16 protein-coding genes and 2 tRNA genes are annotated in these 20,359 nt (G+C 66.0%); 11 read left to right on the top strand and 7 right to left on the bottom strand.

Annotated elements, in window-relative coordinates; genetic code table 11:
• Positions 1–491 (top strand): anti-sigma factor family protein (locus tag GCN75_RS16055; protein WP_193317532.1); only part of this gene is annotated, 491 nt, incomplete at its 5' end.
• Positions 492–505: 14 nt separating this feature from the next.
• Here the strand turns inward: GCN75_RS16055 and GCN75_RS16050 are convergent.
• Positions 506–1,756, bottom strand: coding sequence for an MFS transporter (locus GCN75_RS16050; RefSeq protein WP_152283365.1), 1,251 nt, complete (start codon positions 1,754–1,756; stop codon positions 506–508).
• 138 nt (positions 1,757–1,894) lie between these two features.
• Here GCN75_RS16050 and GCN75_RS16045 point away from each other — a divergent pair, with 138 nt between their 5' ends.
• Positions 1,895–2,797 (top strand): LysR family transcriptional regulator, encoded by a 903-nt coding sequence (locus tag GCN75_RS16045; RefSeq protein WP_152283364.1) that lies wholly within the window; start codon positions 1,895–1,897, stop codon positions 2,795–2,797.
• Here the strand turns inward: GCN75_RS16045 and mug are convergent.
• Entirely contained in the window at positions 2,779–3,309 is a 531-nt protein-coding gene (gene mug / locus GCN75_RS16040) for a G/U mismatch-specific DNA glycosylase (protein ID WP_152283363.1), read from the bottom strand. The two genes, GCN75_RS16045 and mug, sit on opposite strands and share 19 nt — an antisense overlap.
• 168 nt (positions 3,310–3,477) lie before the next feature.
• Between mug and GCN75_RS16035 the strand changes: the two genes are divergently transcribed.
• Positions 3,478–3,954, top strand: coding sequence for a (2Fe-2S)-binding protein (locus GCN75_RS16035; RefSeq protein WP_152283362.1), 477 nt, complete (start codon positions 3,478–3,480; stop codon positions 3,952–3,954).
• Positions 3,951–6,260 (top strand): xanthine dehydrogenase family protein molybdopterin-binding subunit, encoded by a 2,310-nt coding sequence (locus tag GCN75_RS16030; RefSeq protein ID WP_152283361.1) that lies wholly within the window; start codon positions 3,951–3,953, stop codon positions 6,258–6,260. Before GCN75_RS16035 ends, GCN75_RS16030 begins: the two co-directional genes overlap by 4 nt.
• Here the strand turns inward: GCN75_RS16030 and GCN75_RS16025 are convergent.
• Positions 6,257–7,465 carry an MFS transporter gene (locus tag GCN75_RS16025; RefSeq protein WP_152283360.1) on the bottom strand — a complete coding sequence of 403 codons (1,209 nt, stop codon included), beginning with the start codon at positions 7,463–7,465 and terminating at the stop codon, positions 6,257–6,259. The two genes, GCN75_RS16030 and GCN75_RS16025, sit on opposite strands and share 4 nt — an antisense overlap.
• Positions 7,466–7,575: 110 nt before the next feature.
• On the opposite strand from GCN75_RS16025, the gene GCN75_RS16020 reads away from it, so the two are divergent.
• On the top strand, positions 7,576–8,376 hold the full coding sequence (locus tag GCN75_RS16020; protein ID WP_152283359.1) for a helix-turn-helix transcriptional regulator: 801 nt from the start codon (positions 7,576–7,578) through the stop codon (positions 8,374–8,376).
• Between the two features lie 46 nt (positions 8,377–8,422).
• On the opposite strand, the gene GCN75_RS16015 is transcribed toward GCN75_RS16020, so the two are convergent.
• Positions 8,423–8,499, bottom strand: a tRNA-Met gene (locus GCN75_RS16015).
• Positions 8,500–8,649: 150 nt separating this feature from the next.
• Positions 8,650–8,726 (bottom strand) — tRNA-Met (locus GCN75_RS16010).
• Positions 8,727–8,913: 187 nt separating this feature from the next.
• On the opposite strand from GCN75_RS16010, the gene GCN75_RS16005 reads away from it, so the two are divergent.
• Genes GCN75_RS16005 through GCN75_RS15995 form a run of 3 tightly spaced genes read left to right on the top strand, consistent with a single transcriptional unit; the run spans position 8,914 to position 11,022 of the window.
• Positions 8,914–9,501 (top strand): NUDIX hydrolase, encoded by a 588-nt coding sequence (locus GCN75_RS16005; protein ID WP_152283358.1) that lies wholly within the window; start codon positions 8,914–8,916, stop codon positions 9,499–9,501.
• Positions 9,502–9,522: 21 nt separating this feature from the next.
• Positions 9,523–10,239: a leucyl/phenylalanyl-tRNA--protein transferase gene (gene aat / locus GCN75_RS16000; RefSeq protein WP_152283357.1), complete on the top strand. Its 717-nt coding sequence runs from the start codon at positions 9,523–9,525 to the stop codon at positions 10,237–10,239.
• A gap of 60 nt (positions 10,240–10,299) precedes the next feature.
• Complete coding sequence (locus tag GCN75_RS15995; RefSeq protein ID WP_152283356.1) at positions 10,300–11,022, top strand: arginyltransferase; 723 nt, start codon at positions 10,300–10,302, stop codon at positions 11,020–11,022.
• 97 nt (positions 11,023–11,119) lie between these two features.
• On the opposite strand, the gene GCN75_RS15990 is transcribed toward GCN75_RS15995, so the two are convergent.
• Positions 11,120–14,425 carry a S41 family peptidase gene (locus tag GCN75_RS15990; protein WP_226941419.1) on the bottom strand — a complete coding sequence of 1,102 codons (3,306 nt, stop codon included), beginning with the start codon at positions 14,423–14,425 and terminating at the stop codon, positions 11,120–11,122.
• A 221-nt stretch (positions 14,426–14,646) separates the two neighbouring features.
• On the opposite strand from GCN75_RS15990, the gene GCN75_RS15985 reads away from it, so the two are divergent.
• The 3 genes from GCN75_RS15985 (at position 14,647) to GCN75_RS15975 (ending at position 19,470) form a co-directional block, all read left to right on the top strand.
• Complete coding sequence (locus GCN75_RS15985) at positions 14,647–15,696, top strand: quinone-dependent dihydroorotate dehydrogenase (protein ID WP_152283354.1); 1,050 nt, start codon at positions 14,647–14,649, stop codon at positions 15,694–15,696.
• A gap of 9 nt (positions 15,697–15,705) precedes the next feature.
• A complete protein-coding gene (locus tag GCN75_RS15980) occupies positions 15,706–16,752 on the top strand; it encodes an aldo/keto reductase (RefSeq protein ID WP_152283353.1) in 1,047 nt (348 codons plus the stop codon).
• 294 nt (positions 16,753–17,046) lie between these two features.
• On the top strand, positions 17,047–19,470 hold the full coding sequence (locus GCN75_RS15975) for a TonB-dependent receptor plug domain-containing protein (protein WP_152283352.1): 2,424 nt from the start codon (positions 17,047–17,049) through the stop codon (positions 19,468–19,470).
• A gap of 49 nt (positions 19,471–19,519) precedes the next feature.
• Here the strand turns inward: GCN75_RS15975 and GCN75_RS15970 are convergent, their stop codons facing one another.
• Complete coding sequence (locus GCN75_RS15970) at positions 19,520–20,356, bottom strand: aldo/keto reductase (protein WP_152283351.1); 837 nt, start codon at positions 20,354–20,356, stop codon at positions 19,520–19,522.
• Positions 20,357–20,359: the final 3 nt, after the last annotated feature.

The following is a 20,359-nucleotide window of genomic DNA, read 5'->3' as shown; positions in this document are numbered from 1 at the left end:
TGCGCGGCGACGGCGACGCTGGCGGCGACCTGCGGACGGCCAGCGCCGGCCCCCTGGCCCTGGCGCGCAGCGCCGCCATCGCCCACGCCGTCTACACGCCCGAAGTACGCCACCCCGTGGAAGTGGGTGTCGAGCAGGAAGCGCACCTGGTGCAATGGCTGTCGAAGCGCCTTGGCAGCAACTTGCAGCCGCCCGTGCTGTCGCCGCTCGGCTACCGCTTGATCGGCGGGCGTTTGCTGCCCGGCGATGGCGACGGCCCCGTGGCGCAGTTCATGTACGAAGATGGCAGCGGCAAGCGCCTGACCCTGTACGTGGCCAGGGAACGGGCCGGCCGGCAGGAAACGGCGTTCCGCTACACGCAGGAAAAGGAACTGGGCGTGTTTTACTGGATCGATGGCCAGATGGGCTACGCCCTGTCGGCCAGGCTGCCGAAAGCCGAGCTGGGCAAGATCGCCGACGCCGTGTATGCGCAGCTGGAAGCACATCGCTGAGCCACGGATAAGCACTATTGCGGCGCCGGCACACGCCGCCGTGCGCGCCAGCCGGCCAGGTGGATCAGGCTGGCGCACAGGCACAGGACGAGCCCAAAGGCGGCCACGCCCGTCCAGCCCAAGTGCGTCATCAGCCAGTCGCTGGCCGCCACGCCGGCGGCGCCGCCGAGAAAGGTGGCCGTCATGTACAGGCTGTTGATACGGCCCTGCGCGGCCGGATCGACGGCAAAGGCGCGCGTCTGGTTGGACACGAGGCCCGCCTGCACGCCGATGTCGAGCACGATGACGCCGGCCACCAGCAGGATCAGCGAAGACTCGGCGCCCGCCAGCAGCAGGTAGCCCAGCGTCACGATGCCGATGCTGGCGCCGACGACACTGCGCGGCCCCAGCTTGTCGGTAAACCGGCCTCCCAGGGTGGCGGCCAGCGCTCCCGCTGCGCCGATGATGCCGAAGCCGCCAGCCCAGGCGCTGCCCAAGTGCCATGGACCGTTGGCCAGCAGCGACGCCAGGTTGACCCAGAACGCATTGAAGCAAGCCCACAGCAGCGACTGGACCAGCATGGCTTCACGGATGGGCCGATGGTCGCGGGCCAGCGGCCACAGCGACGCCAGCAGCCGCGCATAGGACAGCTGCGTGCCGGGTTTGCCTTGCGGCAGCAGGGCGGCGGCCGCGATCCACACGGGCACCATGAACACCGCTTCCATGGCGTAGACGGCGCGCCAGCCCCAGGCCTCGCCCACCACCCCGGCTACCGTGCGCCCCAGCAGGATGCCCACCATGATGCCGCCAACCACCGTTCCCACGGAGCGGCCACGCTCGCCGGGCGGCGACATCAGCGCGGCGAACGGCACCAGTTGCTGCGGCACGCAGCTGACGATGCCCAGGCCAAACGACGCCCCGATCAGCGCCCAGATGCCGGGCGCCAGCGCCGCCGCCAGCGCGCAGACGAAGGCCAGCGCGATCTGGCCCAGCACCAGCTTGCGCCGGTCGTAACGGTCGCCCAGCGGCAGGAGCAAGGCCAGCCCCGTCGCAAAACCCAGCAGCGCCGCACCGGCGACGAGATCGACGGCCGCCAGGCCCACTCCCAGGTCCGCCTGGATCAAGGGCAGGATCGGCTGGGTGCAATAGATGTTGGTGATCACGGCGCCGGCGATGACGGCCATGATGAGGATCTTGCCGCGCGGCGCAGGCGCCGCAGCAAGCGTCTCAAGGGGAAGAACCGGCGCGGGGGGAACGGGCGTGGCGGAAACGGGTCTGGGGCGCATGGCGCTCTCCTTTCAAGGTGGCGCGGCAACATGCCGCGGCGAAGGAGACCAGCTTACGTACTTGCACCAGCAAAGAGAATCCCATAAGATTGAAAATCATTCTTCCATAATTTGATAGGATTTACATGGCAACGCTCCATGGATAGGCTGGAATCCATGACCATCCTGCTGGCGGTGGTGGACGCGGGCAGCCTGTCGGCCGCCGCGCGCCATCTCGGCATGCCGCTGGCTACCGTCAGCCGCAAGGTGGCGGCGCTGGAAACGCACCTCGGCACGCGCCTGCTGCACCGCACGACGCGCCAGCTGGCGCTGACGGAGGCGGGCGGTTCCTACGTGGCCGCATGCCGCCGCATCCTCGAGGAAATCGCGGAAGCGGAGCGCACGGCAACGGGCGAATACGTGGCGCCCAAAGGCGAACTGACGGTCACCGCGTCCGTCGTGTTCGGGCGCCTGCACATCGTGCCCGTGGTAGCGGAGTTTCTCGCCCAGTATCCGGAAATCGAGATCAAGCTGGTGCTGACCGATCGCGTCGTGCACCTGATGGACGAGCAGGTCGACGTGGCCGTGCGCATCGGCGACCTGCCCGACAGCAGCTTCATCGCCACGCGCGTCGGCACGGTGCGCCGCGTCGTCTGCGCCAGTCCCGGCTACCTGGCCGCGCATGGCGTGCCGCTCGCGCCGGGCGACCTGGCCGCGCACGACTGCATCAGTTTTGAAGTGCTGGAATCGCGGCGCGCCTGGGTCTTCGGCACGGGCAAATCGGCGCAGTCCGTGCCCGTGCATGCGCGGCTGGCCGTCAACACGGTGGACGCGGCGATTGCCGCCGCAACCCTGGGCGTGGGCGTGATCCGCGTGCTGTCGTATCAGGTCATGGACGCCCTGCGCGACGACGCGCTGCGCATCGTGCTCGCACCGTTCGAAGCGGCGCCCCTGCCCGTCAGCCTGCTGCACAAGGGCCAGGCGCCACTGCCATTGAAATTGCGCGCGTTTCTCGATTTCGTCACGCCGCGCCTGCGCGCGCGTCAGCTGGACGTCATCTGAGCGCGCCGCAGTTCCGCATAGGCGTCGACCAGCCGTTCCTTGGAATAGCCGCGATTGAGTCCGCTGGGGTTGGGCAGTATCCACACGCGCGCGCCGCCGAAGCGTTCCGGCTGTTCGCCCCAGTCCAGCCGGCGTTTTCCCGTCATCGCTGCGTAGGCGGCCTTGCCCAGGAAAGCGATCCACTGGGGCTGCGCCCATGCCAGCTTGTGCAGCAGGCCCGCCGCCGCCTGCGCGAATTCGTCCTCCTCCACCTGGTCCGCGCGGCGGGTCGGACGCCCGACGGCCGCCGTCAGGCCCAGTCCGAAACCGAGCACGCTTCGATCGTCGTGCGGCGCCACCAGGTGCGGCGTGAAGCCGGCCAGGTGCAAGACGGGCCAGAAGCGGTTGCCGCGGCCGAGAAAATGGTGGCCGGCCGCCGCCGCATCCACGCCGGGATTGAGGCCGCAAAAAACCACCTGCAAGCCGGGAGCGAGAATATCGGGCAAGCCTGGTGCCGGTGTGACGTGTTCCATAAAAAATTCTCCCTGTCTGGAGCCGCAGTATAGAAGAACCTGTGGGGGCATGTGCTGGCCTGACCTGCAGCGCATGCCCGCTGGTGCTACCATCCCATACTGATGCGCCAATCCGCCTGACGGACGGCCGTCACGCTTCTTCGCACCACCCCACTCCGAGGAATAAACATGACGACCCTGACCATCAATGGCAAGCAGCATGACCTTGCCCTGCCTGAAGACACGCCCCTGCTGTGGGCCCTGCGCGACGAACTGGGCATGACCGGCACCAAATTCGGCTGCGGCATGGCCCTGTGCGGCGCCTGCACCGTACACCTCGATGGCGAAGCCATCCGCTCCTGCGTGACGCCCATGTCGGCCGCTGCCGGCAAGCGCATCACCACCATCGAAGCGGTGGGCGAAGACCACGTCGGCCTGGCGCTGCAGCATGCGTGGCAGGAGCACGGCGTACCCCAATGCGGCTACTGTCAGGCGGGGCAGATCATGTCGGCCACGGCGCTGCTGCACAAGACCCCAAAACCGAACGACCAGCAGATCCGCGAAGCGATGAGCGGCAATATCTGCCGCTGCGGCACCTACACGCGCATCCACGCGGCCATCAAGCAGGCAGCAACCAGTATCAACGCCAAAGGAGCGGCCAAATGAGCCCCCTCGACACGCTGTCCGCCCCCGCTTCGCCTGCGCGGCGCAACTGGCTCAAGGCCGCCGGCGCGCTGGCCGGCCTGACCCTGGTGGCCGGCCCTTCCGGCCTCGTGATGGCGGCCGACGCCGTCAAATACGGCGGCGACAAGATGGCCGGCGGCGTGGTCGACGACGCCCTGGTCTTCCTGTCGATCGGCGCGGACGGCATCGTCACCATCGTGGCGCACCGCTCCGAAATGGGCCAGGGCATCCGCACCAGCCTGCCCATGGTGGCGGCCGACGAACTGGGCGCCGACTGGGCGCAGGTGCGCGTGCAGCAGGCGCCCGCCGACGAAGCGCGCTACGGCAGCCAGGATACGGACGGTTCGCGCAGCATGCGCCACTCGTTCCGCGCCATGCGCCACGTGGGCGCCACGGCGCGCCTGATGCTGGAAACGGCGGCCGCCGTGCGCTGGGACGTGCCCGTCACCGAGGTGAAAGCCGTCAACCATGCGGTCGTGCATGCGGCCAGCGGGCGCTCGCTGTCGTTCGGCGCACTGGCCGGGGAAGCGGCCAAATTGCCGGTGCCGCCGCGCGCGCGCATCAGCCTGAAAACGGCGGGCGAGCTGCGCTACATCGGGCAGACCAGTACGCGCGGCATCGACCTGCACGACATCGTCACGGGCAATACCCATTTCGGCATCGACACGCGCCTCGACGGCATGGCGTATGCCGTCATCGCCCGTCCGCCCGTGTTTGGCGGCAAGCTGAAAAGCGTGGACAAGACGGCGGCCCTGAAGGTGCCGGGCGTGCTGCGCATCGTCGAACTGGCAGGCAGTCCGCCGCCGGCCATGTTCAATCCGCTGGGCGGCGTGGCCGTCATCGCCAGGAACACGTGGGCCGCCATCAAGGGCCGCGAAGCGCTGGTGCTGGAATGGGAGGATGGCCCGAACGGCGGCTACGATTCAGCCGCCTTCCGCAAGACCCTGGAAGCGGCCGTGCGCCAGCCGGCCAGCCCGGCGCGCGACCAGGGCAAGACGGTGGCCGCCCTGGCCGCCGCTCCCGCCGCGCGCAAGTTCAGCGCCGAATACTATCTGCCCCACCTGGCCCACGCCACCATGGAGCCGCCCGCAGCCACCGTGCGCATCGCCGACGGCAAGGCCGAAGTGTGGGCCTGCGTGCAGGCGCCGCAAGCGACGCGCAGCAACGTGGCCAAGGCCCTGGGCCTGGCGTATGACGACGTGACCGTCCACGTGACCTTGCTGGGCGGCGGCTTCGGGCGCAAGTCGAAACCCGATTTCGCCGTCGAGGCAGCGCTGCTGTCGAAAGCCATGGATGGCGCGCCCGTCAAGCTGACGTGGACGCGCGACGACGACCTGCAGCACGACTACCTGCACACGGTGTCCGTCGAACGGCTGGAGGCGTCGCTCGACGCGCAAGGCATGCCGACGGCCTGGCTGCACCGCACGGCGGCGCCCACCATCACCTCGACCTTTGCCGCCGGCGCGAACAAGCAGGCGCCGTTCGAGCTGGGCATGTCGGCCATCAACGTGCCGTATGCGATTGCGAACATCCGCGTCGAGGTGCCCGAAGTGCCGGCCCATACGCGCATCGGCTGGTTCCGTTCCGTGTCGAACATCCCGCATGCCTTCGCCATCCAGTCGTTCACTGCCGAACTGGCGCACGCGGCGAAGAAGGACCACCGCGACTACCTGCTGGCGCTGCTGGGACCGGCGCGCAAGATCAATCCTTCCGACCTGTCCGACGGCTGGAACTATGGCGAAGACCCGGCGAAGTATCCGGTCGACATCGGCCGCATGCGCCACGTGATCGAGCTGGCGACCGCCAAGGCGGGCTGGGGCCGCAAGCTGCCCAAGGGGCGGGGACTGGGCCTGGCCGTGTCCTACAGTTTCGTTACCTATGTGGCGGCCGTGATCGAAGTGGAAATCAACACGGCCGGCGAAGTCATCGTGCCGCGCGTCGATATCGCCATGGATTGCGGACCGCAGATCAACCCGGACCGCGTGCGCTCGCAGATCGAAGGCGCTTGCATCATGGGCCTGTCCCTGGCCATGAGCGGCGAGATCAGTTTCAAGAATGGCCGGGTCGAGCAAAGCAATTTCCACGACTACGCCGTACTGCGGGCCGCCGACGCGCCACGCGTGATCCACACGCACCTGGTGCCAGGCACCCTGGACATGGAGCTGGGCGGCGTGGGCGAGCCGGCTACGCCGCCCATCGCGCCCGCCCTGTGCAACGCCATCTTCGCCGCCACGGGCAAGCGCATCCGCGCCCTGCCCGTGGGCATGCAACTGGCGAAGAAGCGCTAACTGCGGCGCGCAAGGCCGGACTGCAGCAGCAGCGCGGCGGCGGCGACCAGAGCGGCGCTGGCCCCCAGCAGCCACATGGGCCAGTCCAGCAGGAGCAGCACCCCGCCCGTGGCGGCGCCGATGGCGCTGCCCAGGTACAGCGCCGATTCGTTGAGGGCGATGGCCAGGTTGCCGTCGCCCTGACGTGCGCGCACGGCCAGCAGCTGCTGGTTCTGCGGCACTTGCAGGGCCCAGCCAGCCGCGCCCCACAGCACGATGGGCGCCAGCATCAGCCACGCCGACCAGCCGGCCGCCAGCGGCAGCGCGCACAAGGCCAGCGCCAGCAGCGCCAGGATGAACAGGGTCAGCTTCGGCGCCGCCACCTTGTCCGCCCATGGTCCGACCAGCACGCTGCCAACGATCCCCCCCACGCCCCACGCCCACAGGAAGGGCGTGCTGGACATTGCTGCGCCCTGCGCCGACCAGGCCAGCAGCGGCGCGATGAAGGTGTACATGCCCAGGCTGGCGATGGCCGCCAGCAGGGACACGAGCAGGATGGCCAGCACCCGGCCGTCGGCCAGCAAAGCCAGCTTGCGGCGCAGCGGGATGGCCGGCGCGGACGATGCCGCTGGCAGCGCGGGCAGCTTCCACAGCAGGCCCGCCAGCGCCAGCGCGCCCAGCAAAGCCACCAGCCACAGGGCCGCGGTCCAGCCCAGCTGCTGCGCCAGCAACAGGCTCAGGGGCACGCCCAGCACCGTGCCGCCCGCCATGCCGCCCATGATCGCGCCGATGGCCTTGCCCCGCTGCTGCGGCGCCGATACGCCGGCCGCGGCCGCAATGCCCAGCGCCAGGTAGACGCCCGCACCGATGCCGGCGATGGCCCGCCATGCCAGCAAACTGCTGAAGCCGGGCGCCAGCGCGCTGGCCCCGTTCGCCAGCACGAACACGCCCAGGGCGATCAAGAGGCCGCAGCGCTGCGCGCGCGCCGGCAGCAAGGCCACCAGCAGCGGCGAACCGAGGCCATAGGCCAGGGTAAACGCCGTCACCAGCTGCGCGGCCATCGCCACGGAAACGGCAAAGGCACTGGCAATCATCGGCATCAAGCCCGCCGTCACATACGAGGCCATGCCCAGCGCGAACGCGCCCACGGCGATCAGGTAGACGGTGGCAGGCAGCGCGGCGGTGGCGGCCACGTCAGGGCCGCTGGGGGAGGAAGAATCGAGCATGGAGCAGCCTTCAGGAAGAAAACAGGCATTCTGGAATACAATATAAACAATTACAATTTAACTGTTTATGCTATTACTGATAGCAACAGACTCACAGGAAAGACCGCACCATGCGCACTTTGGCCCGCACCCGCCACGAACTGGCCGCCTACCTGCAGGCGCGCCGCGCGCGGCTGTCCCCGGAAGACGTGGGCCTGCCCGGCGGCGGGCGGCGCAGGACCCCGGGCTTGCGCCGCGAGGAAGTGGCGGCACTGGCCGGCGTGGGGCTGACCTGGTACACCTGGCTGGAGCAGGGGCGCGACATCGGCGTCTCCAGCGCCTTCCTCGACAAGCTGGCCGAAGTGCTGAAGCTGGACGCGGGCGAGCGCCGCCACCTGTTCCTGCTGGCGCACGCGCGTCCGCCGGCCGAAGAGGGCAAGACGTATTGCGTGGTGCCGCCGATGGTGCGCCGCCTGATGCACGAACTGGCGCATCCGGCGTATGTGCTCAACCTGCGCTGGGACGTGCTGGCGTTTAATGGTGGCGCCGATGCCCTGTTCGGCTTCGGCGCGCATGTGCCGGCGCGGCGCAATCTGCTGTGGCTGCTGTTTACCGATTCGCTGCTGCGCTCACGCTTCATCGGCTGGGAAGAGCAGGCGCCGCTGATGCTGTCGAGCTTTCGCCGCGACTACGCACGCGCCACGCAGGAAGCCGATATCCACGCACTGGTGGAAGAACTGGAAAAAGTATCGCCGGAATTCAAGCAGTGGTGGCGCCGCCACGACGTGCACGCACCGTGCGCCGGCGTGCGCCGCCTGCACGTCGATGGCGCGGCACTGGCCTATGAACACACCTCGCTGACCATCGATGCGGACCGCCACTTGCGGCTAGTCGTGTATGCGCGCCAATTGACAGAGGATATCTCCCCCTAAACGAAAAAACCGCTGGCCCTCTTGCGAGGAACCAGCGGCTTCGAATTGGTTGCGGGGACAGGATTTGAACCTGTGACCTTCGGGTTATGAGCCCGACGAGCTGCCAGACTGCTCCACCCCGCACAAGAATTATATACCAAATTGTTGCGCGGCGTAAAGGGCATGATTTGACAATGTCATTCCTGCCCCGCCTGCCGGAGTTGGCCGTTGGGTAAATTTCGGCAGAAATGAAAAAGCCGCCGCTCTTTTGCAAGAGTCGGCGGCTTTCGGTATTGGTTGCGGGGACAGGATTTGAACCTGTGACCTTCGGGTTATGAGCCCGACGAGCTGCCAGACTGCTCCACCCCGCACAAGAATTATAAAGGCAAACAGGTGGCTTAGGCAATAGCTATCTCAACTTCCGCTGCAATAGAGCTATTTAATTAAAAAATCCACCTAATTGCCGCTTGGCATAGTGTCCGCCCGTCACGCCACACCACGCGCAATCGGTGTACAGTAAGCGTTACACTAGACATCATTCTTTTCCTAAGCCCGCCCATGAAATTCTGCTCCGAATGCGCCCACCCTGTCAGCCTGTCCATTCCGGAAGGCGACAACCGTCCGCGCTACGTCTGCGCCAACTGCGACGCCATCCATTACCAGAACCCGAAAATGGTGGTCGGCTCCATCCCCGTGTGGGAAGAGGATGGACAGCTGCAGGTCTTGCTGTGCAAGCGCGCCATCGAACCGCGCCTGGGCTACTGGACCCTGCCGGCGGGCTTCATGGAAAACGACGAAACGACGTCCGACGCGGCCGAACGCGAAACGGTGGAGGAAGCGGGCGCGCATATCGAACTGGGCCCCCTGTTTTCGCTGCTGAACGTGCAGCGCGTGCACCAGGTGCACCTGTTCTACCTGGCGCGCCTGCGCGACCTCGATTTCGCGCCCGGCATCGAAAGCCTGGAAGTGCAGCTGTTTACGGAAGCGCAGATTCCCTGGGATGACCTGGCCTTCCCCACCATCCGCGCCACCCTGGAACTGTTCTTTGCCGACCGCGTGAAGATCCGCGAAGGCGGCAGCTACGGTTTCCATACGGGCGACATCACGCGCCCGATGGCGCGCACGGATGCCGAGCAAGCTTCCTGACCTCGCTCACGCCGACACCGCATGATTCCCTGGCTCGACATCCACACCCCGTTTCCCGACGTTTCGCGCGCGCTGACCGACGAGGCGCCCGGCCTGCTGGCGGCCGGCGCCGACCTGTCGCCCGCGCGCCTGCTCGACGCCTACCGGCGCGGCATCTTCCCCTGGTTTTCCGAAGGCCAGCCCATCCTGTGGTGGAGCACCGATCCGCGCATGGTGCTGATGACGGAAGACTTCAAGGTCTCCGACAGCCTGGCCAAGGCGCTGCGCAGGGTCGAGCGCAGCGCCGCCACGGACGGGCGCTGGCAGCTGCGCTTCGACGGCGACTTCGAAGCCGTCATGCGCGCCTGCGCGGCGCCGCGCAAGGATGGCCCGGGCACGTGGATCTCGGACGAGATCATCGCCGGCTACACGGGCTTGCACAAGCTGGGCTACGCGCACTCGTCGGAACTGTGGCTCGATGGCGAACTGGTAGGCGGCGCGTATGGCGTGTCGATCGGGCGCATGTTCTATGGCGAATCGATGTTCGCGCGGGTCACGGATGGCTCGAAGATCGCGCTGGCGCAGCTGGTGCGCTTTTTGAAGGCACGGGGCGTGGCCATGATTGACTGCCAGCAGGAAACAAAACACCTGGCCTCGCTGGGCGCGGCGCCCATTTCTCGCGCGCGCTTCCTGGCCCACGTACGCGTCGCTATTGAAGCAGCGCAAATCACCGATTGGCGAGCTGCGCCATCCGCATAAAAAAGCTATGATATCTTCAGGCAGACCTTCATTGCCGCGGACAGACCAGACAGGATCAGCATGACGCACCTGAACGAACTACCGTTTGCCACCCTGCAGTTCTACACGACGGCGCCCTACCCGTGCAGCTATCTGGACGACCGCCAGGCCCGCTCGCAGGTGGCCACACCCTCGCACCTGATCAACAGCGACGTGTATTCGGAACTGGTGCGCAACGGCTTTCGCCGCAGCGGCATTTTTACCTACCGCCCGTACTGCGACGGCTGCCAGGCCTGCATTCCCGTGCGCGTGGTGGCGCAGTCCTTCACGCCCAACCGCAACCAGCGCCGCGCGTGGAACCGGCACGCCGACCTGCAGGCGGGCGTGGCCAGCCTGTCCTTCCTCGACGAGCACTACGAGCTGTATCTGCGCTACCAGAGCACGCGCCATGCGGGCGGCGGCATGGACCAGGACAGCCGCGACCAGTACGCGCAATTCCTGCTGCAAAGCCGGGTCAATACGCGCCTGGTGGAATTCCGCGATGCCGCAGGCACCCTGCGCATGGTCAGCATCATCGACGTGCTGGCCGATGGCCTGTCGTCCGTCTACACGTTCTTCGACCCGGACGTGGCGGGCGCCTCGTACGGCACCTACAACGTGCTGTGGCAAATCGCCCAGGCGCAGGAACTGGGCCTGCCCTACATCTACCTGGGCTACTGGATCGCGCAAAGCCCGAAAATGGCCTACAAGATCAACTTCAAGCCCCTGGAAGCGCGCATCAAGGGGCAGTGGGTGGTGATGTAAATCAAGCCCAGCATGTAATGCCGGGGTCAGACCCCCGCGAGCGTTAGCGCCAAGCTCGGAGCTAACAATCGAGAGGGTCTGACCCCTGCCCTTCAGCTTATTTGCTCTTGTCCGGAAACGCCGGACGCGCAGGCCGCACGGGCGGGTTCTTCGCCAGCTCGGCCTGGATCACCTCAATCGCCTTTTCCAGCTGCGGATCGCGCCCGGCGATGACGTCGGCCGGCGTTTGTTCCACTTCGATATCGGGCGGCACGCCTTCGTTTTCCACGCCCCAGCCGTTCTCGCGCGTCCAGAACGCCAGGTTGGGCGCCGTGATGAAACCGCCATCCATCAGCACGGGGAAGCCGAGGATGCCCACCAGGCCGCCCCAGGTCGCCTTGCCGATCAGCGGACCCATGTTGTTCTTGCGGAACATCCACGGCAGCAGGTCGCCGCCCGAACCGGCCGTCTCGTCGATCAGCATGGCGCGCGGCCCCTGGATGGAAGCTGACGGCGTCTTCATGTCGGCACCGTAGCGCATGGTCCACCAGGCGATTTCCTTCTTCTGCAGGATCTCGATGTAGTAATCGGCCACGCTGCCGCCGCCATTGAAACGCTCGTCGACGATGATGGCCTGCTTGTCCGCCTGCGGGAAGAAGTAGCGCTTGAAGTAGGTATGGCCCAGACCCGCCGTATTGGGCACGTACACGTACGCCACCTTGCCGCCCGTCGCCGCATTCACCTTGCGCATATTGCCTTCGATCCAGTCGCGGTTGCGCAAGGCATCCTCGGTGGGCACGGGCACCACGGTAATCGTGCGCGCGCCCTTGCCGTCGGCCGATGGGCCCACGGTCAGGTCGATGGCCTTGCCGGCCGTGTTCTCGAAGGCGCTGTAGAGATTCGTCGGCGGCAGCAAAGGACGGCTGTCGACGGCCAGCAGGTATTCGCCCGCCTTGACGTTCAGGCCAGGCTCCGTCAGCGGCGCGCGCAGGGCGGGATTCCAGTTCAAGCCGCCATACACCTTCTTGAAGCGGTAATGGCCGTCGCTCACTTCATAGTCGGCGCCCAGCAAGCCGCCCGGCACCTTCTTCGCCTCGATAAAATCGTCGCCGCCGCCGCCGCGGTGATGGCCCACGGCCAGCTCGCTGCACATCCACTGGATCAGCCGGTTCAGGTCGGCGCGGCTGGACAGCTCGGGCAGGAAGACGGCGTACTTGTCGCGCATGGCCTTCCAGTCCACGCCGTGCATGCCCGGGTCGTAGAAATAATCGCGGTTGATGCGCCACACTTCATTGAAAATCTGCGTCCACTCGGCGCGCGGATCGGCTTTCACTTCGATGGCGTCGACCTTGATCTTGCCCTCGCCCGGCGCCAGCAGCTTGCCCGTGGCCGACCCCATGGCCCAGTTGTCCTTCTGGCGGTACAGCAGCTTCTTGCCATCGGCCGAGACCTCGAAATCGTCCGCCTCCGCCACCACCGTTTCCGCCTTGCGCTCCTTTAAATCAAAGCGCTGCACGGCCTTCTTGCCATCGCTTTCGCGCAGCAGAAAGATCTGTCCCGCGGCGCCGGCCGTCAGGTTGGAAAACTGCGCGGCTGGCAGCGGCAGGTCGACGATGCGCGTGGAGATGCCGTCGAAATCGATGGCAATCGGCGCCACGGGAGCCACCGTGACTTTCGGGTCGTCGCGGCCCGTCTTCGGATCGACCTTCGGTTCGTTCTTCGCATCGTTTTTCGACTCGGCTTCGGCCTTGGCCGACTCCTTCCGGCTCTCCGCGCCGGCCGCCTTTTCCTCGTCGCTTTCCTTGATCAGCGGCGACGGCAAGTCGCGCCGCAGCACGGCCATCCACACGGTGCGCGTCACCAGGTTGTCTTCGTTCTGCTGCGAGAACCAGTTGTTGCTGGGGCCCGCATTGGTCGAGGCGAAGAAGTACAGGTATTTGCCGCTCTTGTCGAACACGGGCTGGGCCACGTCGGACAAGCCGTCGGTCACGGGCATCGACTTGTTCTGTTCGACGGAATAGATATAGGCGCTGCGCGTGTAGGTGGGCGAATTGAGCGTGTAGGCCAGCCAGCGCGAGTCGGGCGCCCACGAGGCGCGCATGCTCTTGTCCACGCCATACATCGGCTCCGTGGCGATTTTTTGCACCTTGCCCGTGCCGACGTCGATCACGTACATGCTCCAGCCATTGTCGGCAAACGCGATCTTCCTGCTGTCGGGCGACCAGACGGCATTGTCATAGAAGCCGCTGCCATTGAGCTTGAGTTTCTTCACCGCCCCCTTGCCGTCCTGCGAACGCACGTGCAATTCATACTCGCCCGACTCGTCCGAGAAATACGCGACCGAGCGGCCATCGGGCGACCAGATGGGCGTGCGCTCGTGGGCGCCGGCCGTCTGCGTCAGGTTGCGCACATCGCCCTTGTCGGCGGGGATGGTGACGATCTCGCCCCGGTATTCGAATGCCACGCGCGCACCCGAGGGCGAGATCGACGCATCGCGGATGTATTTCGCGTTCTTGACCCAGCGCGGGCGCGTCTGCCCCAGGTCGCTGGCCACGGCGATGGCCAGTTTGTGCGCCTGGCCGCTGGCGATATCAAACGAGTGCAAATAGCCGGCCTGCTCGTAGACGATCGTGCCGTTCGCCGCCGAGGCGTTCAGCACGGGGAAATCCGTGTGCTGCGTCAGCTGGCGCACGGCCTTCGTCTTGACGTCGTACGCAAACAGGTTGAATTCGCCGTTGCGGTCCGAGCGGAAGTACACGGTATCGCCCAGCCACATGGGGTCGACGTCGTTCGAGCGCGTGGTGGGCTGGGGGATTTTTTCGATGGATTTGTCGGCCGACGAGAAGAGCCACAGCCAGGAATTGGTACCGCCACGGTAGCGCTTCCACTGCTTGAAGGCGGGCGCCAGCGGGTTGTAGGCGATGCGCTTGCCGTCGGGCGAATAGGCGGCGCGCGAGGCGTTGGGGATTTCCAGCTGGGTTTCCACGCCGCCCGCCACCGGCACCGTAAACAGCTTCTGGAAGCGGTTGTTGAAGGCGGCGCGGGGAGAGGTAAACATCACGGCCCTGCCATCGGGGGTGAAGGCCTGCGCCAGGTCCGCGCCCGGGTGGAAGGTCAGGCGGCGCGGCACGCCGCCCGCCGCCGCGATCACATACACATCCACATTGCCGTCGATGTTCGCGCTATACGCGATCAGGCTGCCGTCGGGCGAGAAGACGGGGTTGGACTTGTCGCCCAGGTCCGAGGTCAGGCGCCGCGCGCCGCCGCCGTCGAGGTTCGATAGCCACAGGTCGCCCGCATAGATGAAGGCGACGTGGCGGCTGGAGACGGCCGGTTCGCTGAGCATGCGGGTGTCTTGCGTATTGGGCAGTGCCAGGGCCGGGTGGCTCAGCAGCAGTGCGCTGGTGGCTGCGATGGCCGTCAAGATGCGTGTCTTTTTCAATCGATGTCTCGCTTATGAAGTAAACAGAACAGAGAAGAAACAGGAAAGTCCAAGGCCGGATGCGGATTATCAATGGATCAATATTGCATTTGGCCAACAAGAACTATACACCCGACCGCTGCGTGGAACACGGTAAAATACGGCACTTATTCCGCGCGCCGCCAGCCGTTCCCGGCTGCCCGCACACCTACTCAAAGCGCCCCATGTCTGAAAAATTCCTGTACTCCCTCGCCCGCCCGCTGCTGTTTTCGATGGATGCCGAAGCGGCCCACCATCTCACCCTGCCCGCCCTGAAACGCGCCGCCGCGCTGGGCCTGACGAAGCTGGCCGGCAAACCGGCAGCCGACCCGCGCACGGTGATGGGCATCACCTTTCCCAATCCCGTGGGCCTGGCCGCCGGCCTGGACAAGGATGGCGCCTACATCGACGCGCTGGCCGACCTGGGGTTTGGCTCCATCGAAGTGGGCACCGTCACGCCCCGCGCGCAGGCGGGCAACCCGAAACCGCGCATGTTCCGCCTGCCGCAGGCGCAGGGCATCATCAACCGCATGGGCTTTAACAATGGCGGCGTGGACGCGTTTGTCGCCAACGTGCAGGCGTCGAAGTTCTACCAGGAGCGCGCCGGCGTGCTGGGCCTGAACATCGGCAAGAACGCCGACACGCCCATCGAGCGGGCGGCCGACGACTATCTGCTGTGCCTGGAAAAAGTCTATCCCTACGCCAGCTATGTGACGGTGAACATCTCGTCGCCGAACACGAAAAACCTGCGCCAGCTGCAGGGCGCGTCGGAACTCGACGCCCTGCTGTCGCAGCTCAAAGATGCCCAGGCGCGCCTGGCGGACAAGCACAAGCGCTACGTGCCGCTGGCCCTCAAGATCGCCCCGGATATGGATGGCGAACAGGTGAAAAACATCGCCGGGTCGCTCACGCGCCACCAGATCGACGGCGTCATTGCCACCAACACGACCCTGTCGCGCAGCGCCGTGGAAGGCATGCCGCACGGCGCGGAAGCGGGCGGCCTGTCGGGCGCGCCCGTGTTCGAACTGTCGAACAATGTGATCCGCCTGCTGAAGGCGGAACTGGGCGACGCCCTGCCCATCATCGGCGTGGGCGGCATCATGCAGGGCAGCGACGCCGTGGCCAAGTTCGAGGCGGGCGCGCAGCTGGTGCAGCTGTACAGCGGCCTGATCTACGCCGGTCCCGCGCTGATCAAGGATTGCGCGCGCGCGCTGCGCGGCAAGCAGGCACGCTAAGGACGGCGCATGGAAAAGATCAAGCTGGGCGCCAGCAGCCTGGAAGTGAGCAGGATCTGCCTGGGCACGATGACCTTCGGCGAACAGAACACGGAAGCCGAAGCGCACAGCCAGCTCGATTACGCGCTGGAGCGGGGCATCAACTTCATCGATACGGCCGAGATGTATCCCGTGATGGCCAGCGCGCAGACGCAGGGCAGCACGGAACGCCATATCGGCAGCTGGTTGAAGAAAAGCGGCAGGCGCGGCGACATCGTGCTGGCCAGCAAGGTGGCCGGGCCGAACTCGCGCATGCACTGGATACGCAAGGGCAAGACGGACCACGACGCGGCCAACATCCGCGCCGCCGTCGAAGACAGCCTGCGCCGGCTGCAGACGGAGCACATCGACCTGTACCAGTTGCACTGGCCCAGCCGCAACCTGCCCATCTTCGGCGCCAGCGTGTACAACCCCCGCAAGGAGCACGCCTCGGTCGCCATCGAAGACACCCTGGCCGTGCTGGGCAAGCTGGTCGACGAAGGCAAGATCGGCCACATCGGCGTGTCGAACGAATCGTCGTGGGGCGTGAGCGAGTTCATCAAGCAGGCCGAGCTGAAAGGCTTGCCCCGCATCGCCTCCATCCAGAACCTGTACAACCTGACGGCGCGCCATTTTGAAACGAGCTTGCTGGACGAGACTTGCCACCGGGAAAATGTGGGCTTGCTGGCCTACAGCCCCCTGGCATTCGGCCAGCTGACGGCGAAATACATCGACGATCCGCAAGCCCAGGGCCGCCTGACGCGCTTCCCGGCCGGCTGGAGTCCCCGCTACGTGCGCCCCGCCACCATCGAAGCGGCCACGCAATATGCGGCGCTGGCCCGCGCGCATGGCTTGACGCCGGCGCAGCTGGCGCTGGCCTGGTGCTATACGCGCTGGTTCGTCGCCTCGACCATCATCGGCGCCACCAGCGTGGAGCAGTTGCGACAGAATATCGACGCCCACCAGCTCACGCTGTCGCCGGAACTGGTGGCGGCCGTCGACGCCATCCACGCCCAGATACCCAATCCGGGCCAGTAGACGCCCCGCCTGGCGACGCACGCCGCCGCCAGGCTACCCACTCTCATCGCAGATAGTCGTATTTATACAACAGCTGGCAATTTACTGCTTTGCAGCATTGCAGCCTTGCCATGCCCGGTCGTATGCTGGAAACGAGGCCATATGCGCTACTCGCGTCATTTCTACGTGTATCAGATATTTATTGCATATCGATAGACATAAGGATTCGTAAGCACGCCACGTGCCCGCTGTTAATCTGATTTCATCACCGGACCGCCATGGTCCGTGCATCCCCTAACCGAAGAGATATCGTCGATGAGTTCAAGCACTGTCCGCTCCCAGCTTCCCGCCCTGCCCGTGAAAACCGTTATCGCCGCCAGCCTGATCGCCTGCTTCAGCCTGCCCATGCAGGCGCAAGCGCAGCAAGAGCTGCCGGCCGAAGGCGAATTGCAATCGGTGGTGGTCACCGGCACCTTCGCCAAGAACCGCCGCACCATCGATTCCGAATCGCCGATCGACATCCTCACCTCGCGCGACCTGCAAAGCACGGGTTCGGCCGAACTGGCCACCGTGCTGGCGCGCCTGCTGCCATCGCTGAACTTTGCCCGCGCCACGGGCGCCGACGCCAGCGACGCCGTGCGTCCGGCCCAGCTGCGCGGCCTGTCGCCCGACCAGACCCTGGTGCTGGTGAACGGCAAGCGCCGCTATACCTCGGCCGTCGTCAACGTCAACGGTTCGCTGGGCCGCGGCTCGGCGCCCGTCGACCTGAACGCCATTCCCCTGGCCGCCATCGACCACGTGGAAGTGCTGCGCGACGGCGCCGCGGCCCAGTACGGCTCCGACGCGATTGCCGGCGTGATCAACATCATCCTGAAAAAAGGCGCGGCCGGCGGCGATATCGAAGTGGGCTATGGCCAGACGCAGGAACGCGACGGCAAGCAGAAATCCATCAAGGGTTCGGCCGGCTTCAAGCTGGGCGACGACGGCTGGGTGCGCGTCTCGGCCGAAGTGGCGGAACGCGATCCGACCAACCGCGCCGGCGCCGATTTCCGCAATCCGCTGGAACCGCGCTACGGCAAGGTCAACCAGCGCTATGGCGACCCGGAAAGCAAGCCGGCGACGATTTTCCTCAACAGCGAATACCGCATCAATGACAGTGTGGACTGGTACGCCTTCGGCAATTACGGCAAGCGCGACACCTCGGCCGCCGCCACGTGGCGCACGGCCCTGATCCCGGACCCGAACAATGCGAAACTGTTCGTGCAGCGCACGCCGCTCTTCCCGGAAGGCTTTTTGCCGTTGCAAAACAGCACGCTGACGGACCAGTCCCTCGTCACGGGCTTGCGCGGCGAAGCGGCCGGCTGGCGCTGGGATGCCAGCCTGAACTACGGCAGCAACAAGTTCGAGCTGGACCTGGACAACACGGTCAACCAGTCGCTGGGCGCGAACAGCCCCACGCATTTCTATGCCGGCTCGCTGAAAAACGAGCAGACCGTCTTCAACCTCGATGCGGCGCGCGAATTCCCCGTCGCCGCTTTCTCCGGCCCGCTGACGGTAGCCGTGGGCGCCGAAGCGCGCCATGAGAAATACAGCATCGGCGCCGGCGACGCAGCGTCGTACACGGGGGGCGGCTCGCAAGGCTTTGCCGGCTTCCGTCCTGCCAACGCAGGCAGCCACTCGCGCCACAACGAATCGGTCTATGTAAACCTGGAAGCGGAAGCGACGAAAAACCTGTCCGGCGGCGTGGCGCTGCGCCATGAGCGCTACAGCGATTTCGGCAGCACCACCTCGGCCAAGGGTTCGGCCCGCTACGCGTTCACGGACGCCCTGTCCCTGCGCGGCACCGTGTCGAGCGGCTTCCGCGCGCCGTCGCTGGCGCAGCAGTACTACACCATCACCACCACCAACTTCCAGGTCGTCAATGGCACCAATACGGCCATCGAGACGGGTACCTTTGCCGTCAACACGCCGCAGGCGCGCGCCCTCGGCGCACAGGACCTGAAACCGGAAAAGGCCCGCAACTACAGCCTGGGCCTGCAGTTCCAGCCCAACCGCAACTTCACCACCAGCATCGACGCCTACCGCATCGACATCGACAACCGCATCCTGTTCTCGGCCAACCTGGCGCTGAACGACAAGCTCAAGAGCCAGCTGGCGGCGCAAGGCACGCCCGTCGGCGCGGCGCGCTACTTCACCAACGCCGTCGATACGCGCACGGAAGGCGTGGACATCGTCAGCACCTACCGCATCGACCTGCAGGACAAGAACCGCCTGGACCTCACCGCGGCGTACAACCACAACAAGAGCACGGTACAAAAAATCGCCGACAATCCGGCCATCCTGACGGCCAACAACCTGAAACTGATCGACCGCCAGAGCATCGACCGCATCACGGTGGCGTCGCCGAAGGACAAGTTCAGCCTGGCCGCCGACTACAGCTTCGGCATCTGGAATGCGCACGGCGTCGTAACGCGCTACGGCAGCTTCACCGTGCCGCAAAACGACGTCAAGCTGGACCAGACGTATGACCCGCAATGGGTGCTGGACCTGTCCGGTTCCGTGAAGCTGGACAAGAACTGGCGCCTGGTGGCCGGCATCGACAACGTCACCAACCGCTACCCGGCGCAAGTGACCAGCAACGGCAACCTGAACGTCAACGGCACGCAGCCCTACAGCATCTTCGCGCCGAACGGTTTCAACGGCCGCTACTACTACGCCAAGGCTGGCTACAGCTGGTAAGCGCTGCCGCAGCAATGCAAAGGGAGGCCTCGCGCCTCCCTTTTTTCGTTTACCGTTCGTCGTTGGTATCGGGATCGCCGCCCTGGCGATGATCGCCGTCGAGCAGCGCCAGCGCCGCCAGATCGTCACCGTCGAGGGCAAAGTCGAAGACGGCCAGGTTTTGTGCCATGCGTGCCGGGTCCTGCGATTTCGGGATCGCCACCAGGCCGTGCTGCACATGCCAGCGCAGCAGGATTTGCGCGGCCGAGCGCCCGTGCTTTTGCGCCAGGCGCAGCACGGTAGCGTCCTGCAGCAGCGCGCCGCGTCCCAGCGGACTCCATGACTCGATGACGATGCCCTGCCGCGCATGCCAGGCGCGCAAGGCTGCCTGCGTGAAGTCCGGGTGCAGCTCGAGCTGGTTCACGGCGGGCAGCACGCCCGTCTCCGCCAGCAGGCGTTCGATATGCGCGGGCTGGAAGTTCGACACGCCGATCGAGCGGATGCGCCCTTCCTCGCGCAGGCGCACGAAGGCGCGCCACGTGTCCACATACAGGTCCCGCATGGGTAGCGGCCAATGGATCAGGTACAGGTCGAGGTAGTCGGTGCCCAGCGCGGCCATGGTGGCGTCGAAGGCGCGCAAGGTCGTCTCGTAACCGTGTTCGCTGCCGCGCAGCTTGCTGGTGATCGCCACCTCGCTGCGCGGCAGACCGCTGGCGGCGATGCCGCGGCCCACGCCCGTTTCATTGCCGTAGCGGGCCGCCGTATCGATCAGGCGGTAGCCGCAGGCCAGTGCCGCCTGCACGACCGTCTCCGCCAGCGCATCGTCGAGCGGCCAGGTGCCAAAGCCGATCTGCGCGATGCGCCGGCCATCGTTGAGGGGTAAATGGGGGATCGTTGCGTCCGTCATGCC

This window comes from Janthinobacterium violaceinigrum (assembly GCF_009208555.1).
Classification (GTDB): domain Bacteria; phylum Pseudomonadota; class Gammaproteobacteria; order Burkholderiales; family Burkholderiaceae_D; genus Janthinobacterium; species Janthinobacterium violaceinigrum.
The sequence above is the reverse complement of the archived record's forward strand: the minus strand, read 5'-3'. Positions and strand labels throughout refer to the sequence as shown.

Coding starts and splice junctions, on each gene's coding strand:
- GCN75_RS16045 (WP_152283364.1), top strand. CDS start 1,895: ATGGATAGGCTGGAATCCATGACCATCCTGCTGGCGGTGGTGGACGCG.
- GCN75_RS15985 (WP_152283354.1), top strand. CDS start 14,647: ATGTCTGAAAAATTCCTGTACTCCCTCGCCCGCCCGCTGCTGTTTTCG.
- aat (WP_152283357.1), top strand. CDS start 9,523: ATGATTCCCTGGCTCGACATCCACACCCCGTTTCCCGACGTTTCGCGC.
- GCN75_RS16030 (WP_152283361.1), top strand. CDS start 3,951: ATGAGCCCCCTCGACACGCTGTCCGCCCCCGCTTCGCCTGCGCGGCGC.
- GCN75_RS16050 (WP_152283365.1), bottom strand. CDS start 1,756: ATGCGCCCCAGACCCGTTTCCGCCACGCCCGTTCCCCCCGCGCCGGTT.
- GCN75_RS15980 (WP_152283353.1), top strand. CDS start 15,706: ATGGAAAAGATCAAGCTGGGCGCCAGCAGCCTGGAAGTGAGCAGGATC.
- GCN75_RS15995 (WP_152283356.1), top strand. CDS start 10,300: ATGACGCACCTGAACGAACTACCGTTTGCCACCCTGCAGTTCTACACG.
- GCN75_RS15975 (WP_152283352.1), top strand. CDS start 17,047: ATGAGTTCAAGCACTGTCCGCTCCCAGCTTCCCGCCCTGCCCGTGAAA.
- GCN75_RS15970 (WP_152283351.1), bottom strand. CDS start 20,356: ATGACGGACGCAACGATCCCCCATTTACCCCTCAACGATGGCCGGCGC.
- GCN75_RS16005 (WP_152283358.1), top strand. CDS start 8,914: ATGAAATTCTGCTCCGAATGCGCCCACCCTGTCAGCCTGTCCATTCCG.
- GCN75_RS16020 (WP_152283359.1), top strand. CDS start 7,576: ATGCGCACTTTGGCCCGCACCCGCCACGAACTGGCCGCCTACCTGCAG.
- mug (WP_152283363.1), bottom strand. CDS start 3,309: ATGGAACACGTCACACCGGCACCAGGCTTGCCCGATATTCTCGCTCCC.
- GCN75_RS16035 (WP_152283362.1), top strand. CDS start 3,478: ATGACGACCCTGACCATCAATGGCAAGCAGCATGACCTTGCCCTGCCT.
- GCN75_RS16025 (WP_152283360.1), bottom strand. CDS start 7,465: ATGCTCGATTCTTCCTCCCCCAGCGGCCCTGACGTGGCCGCCACCGCC.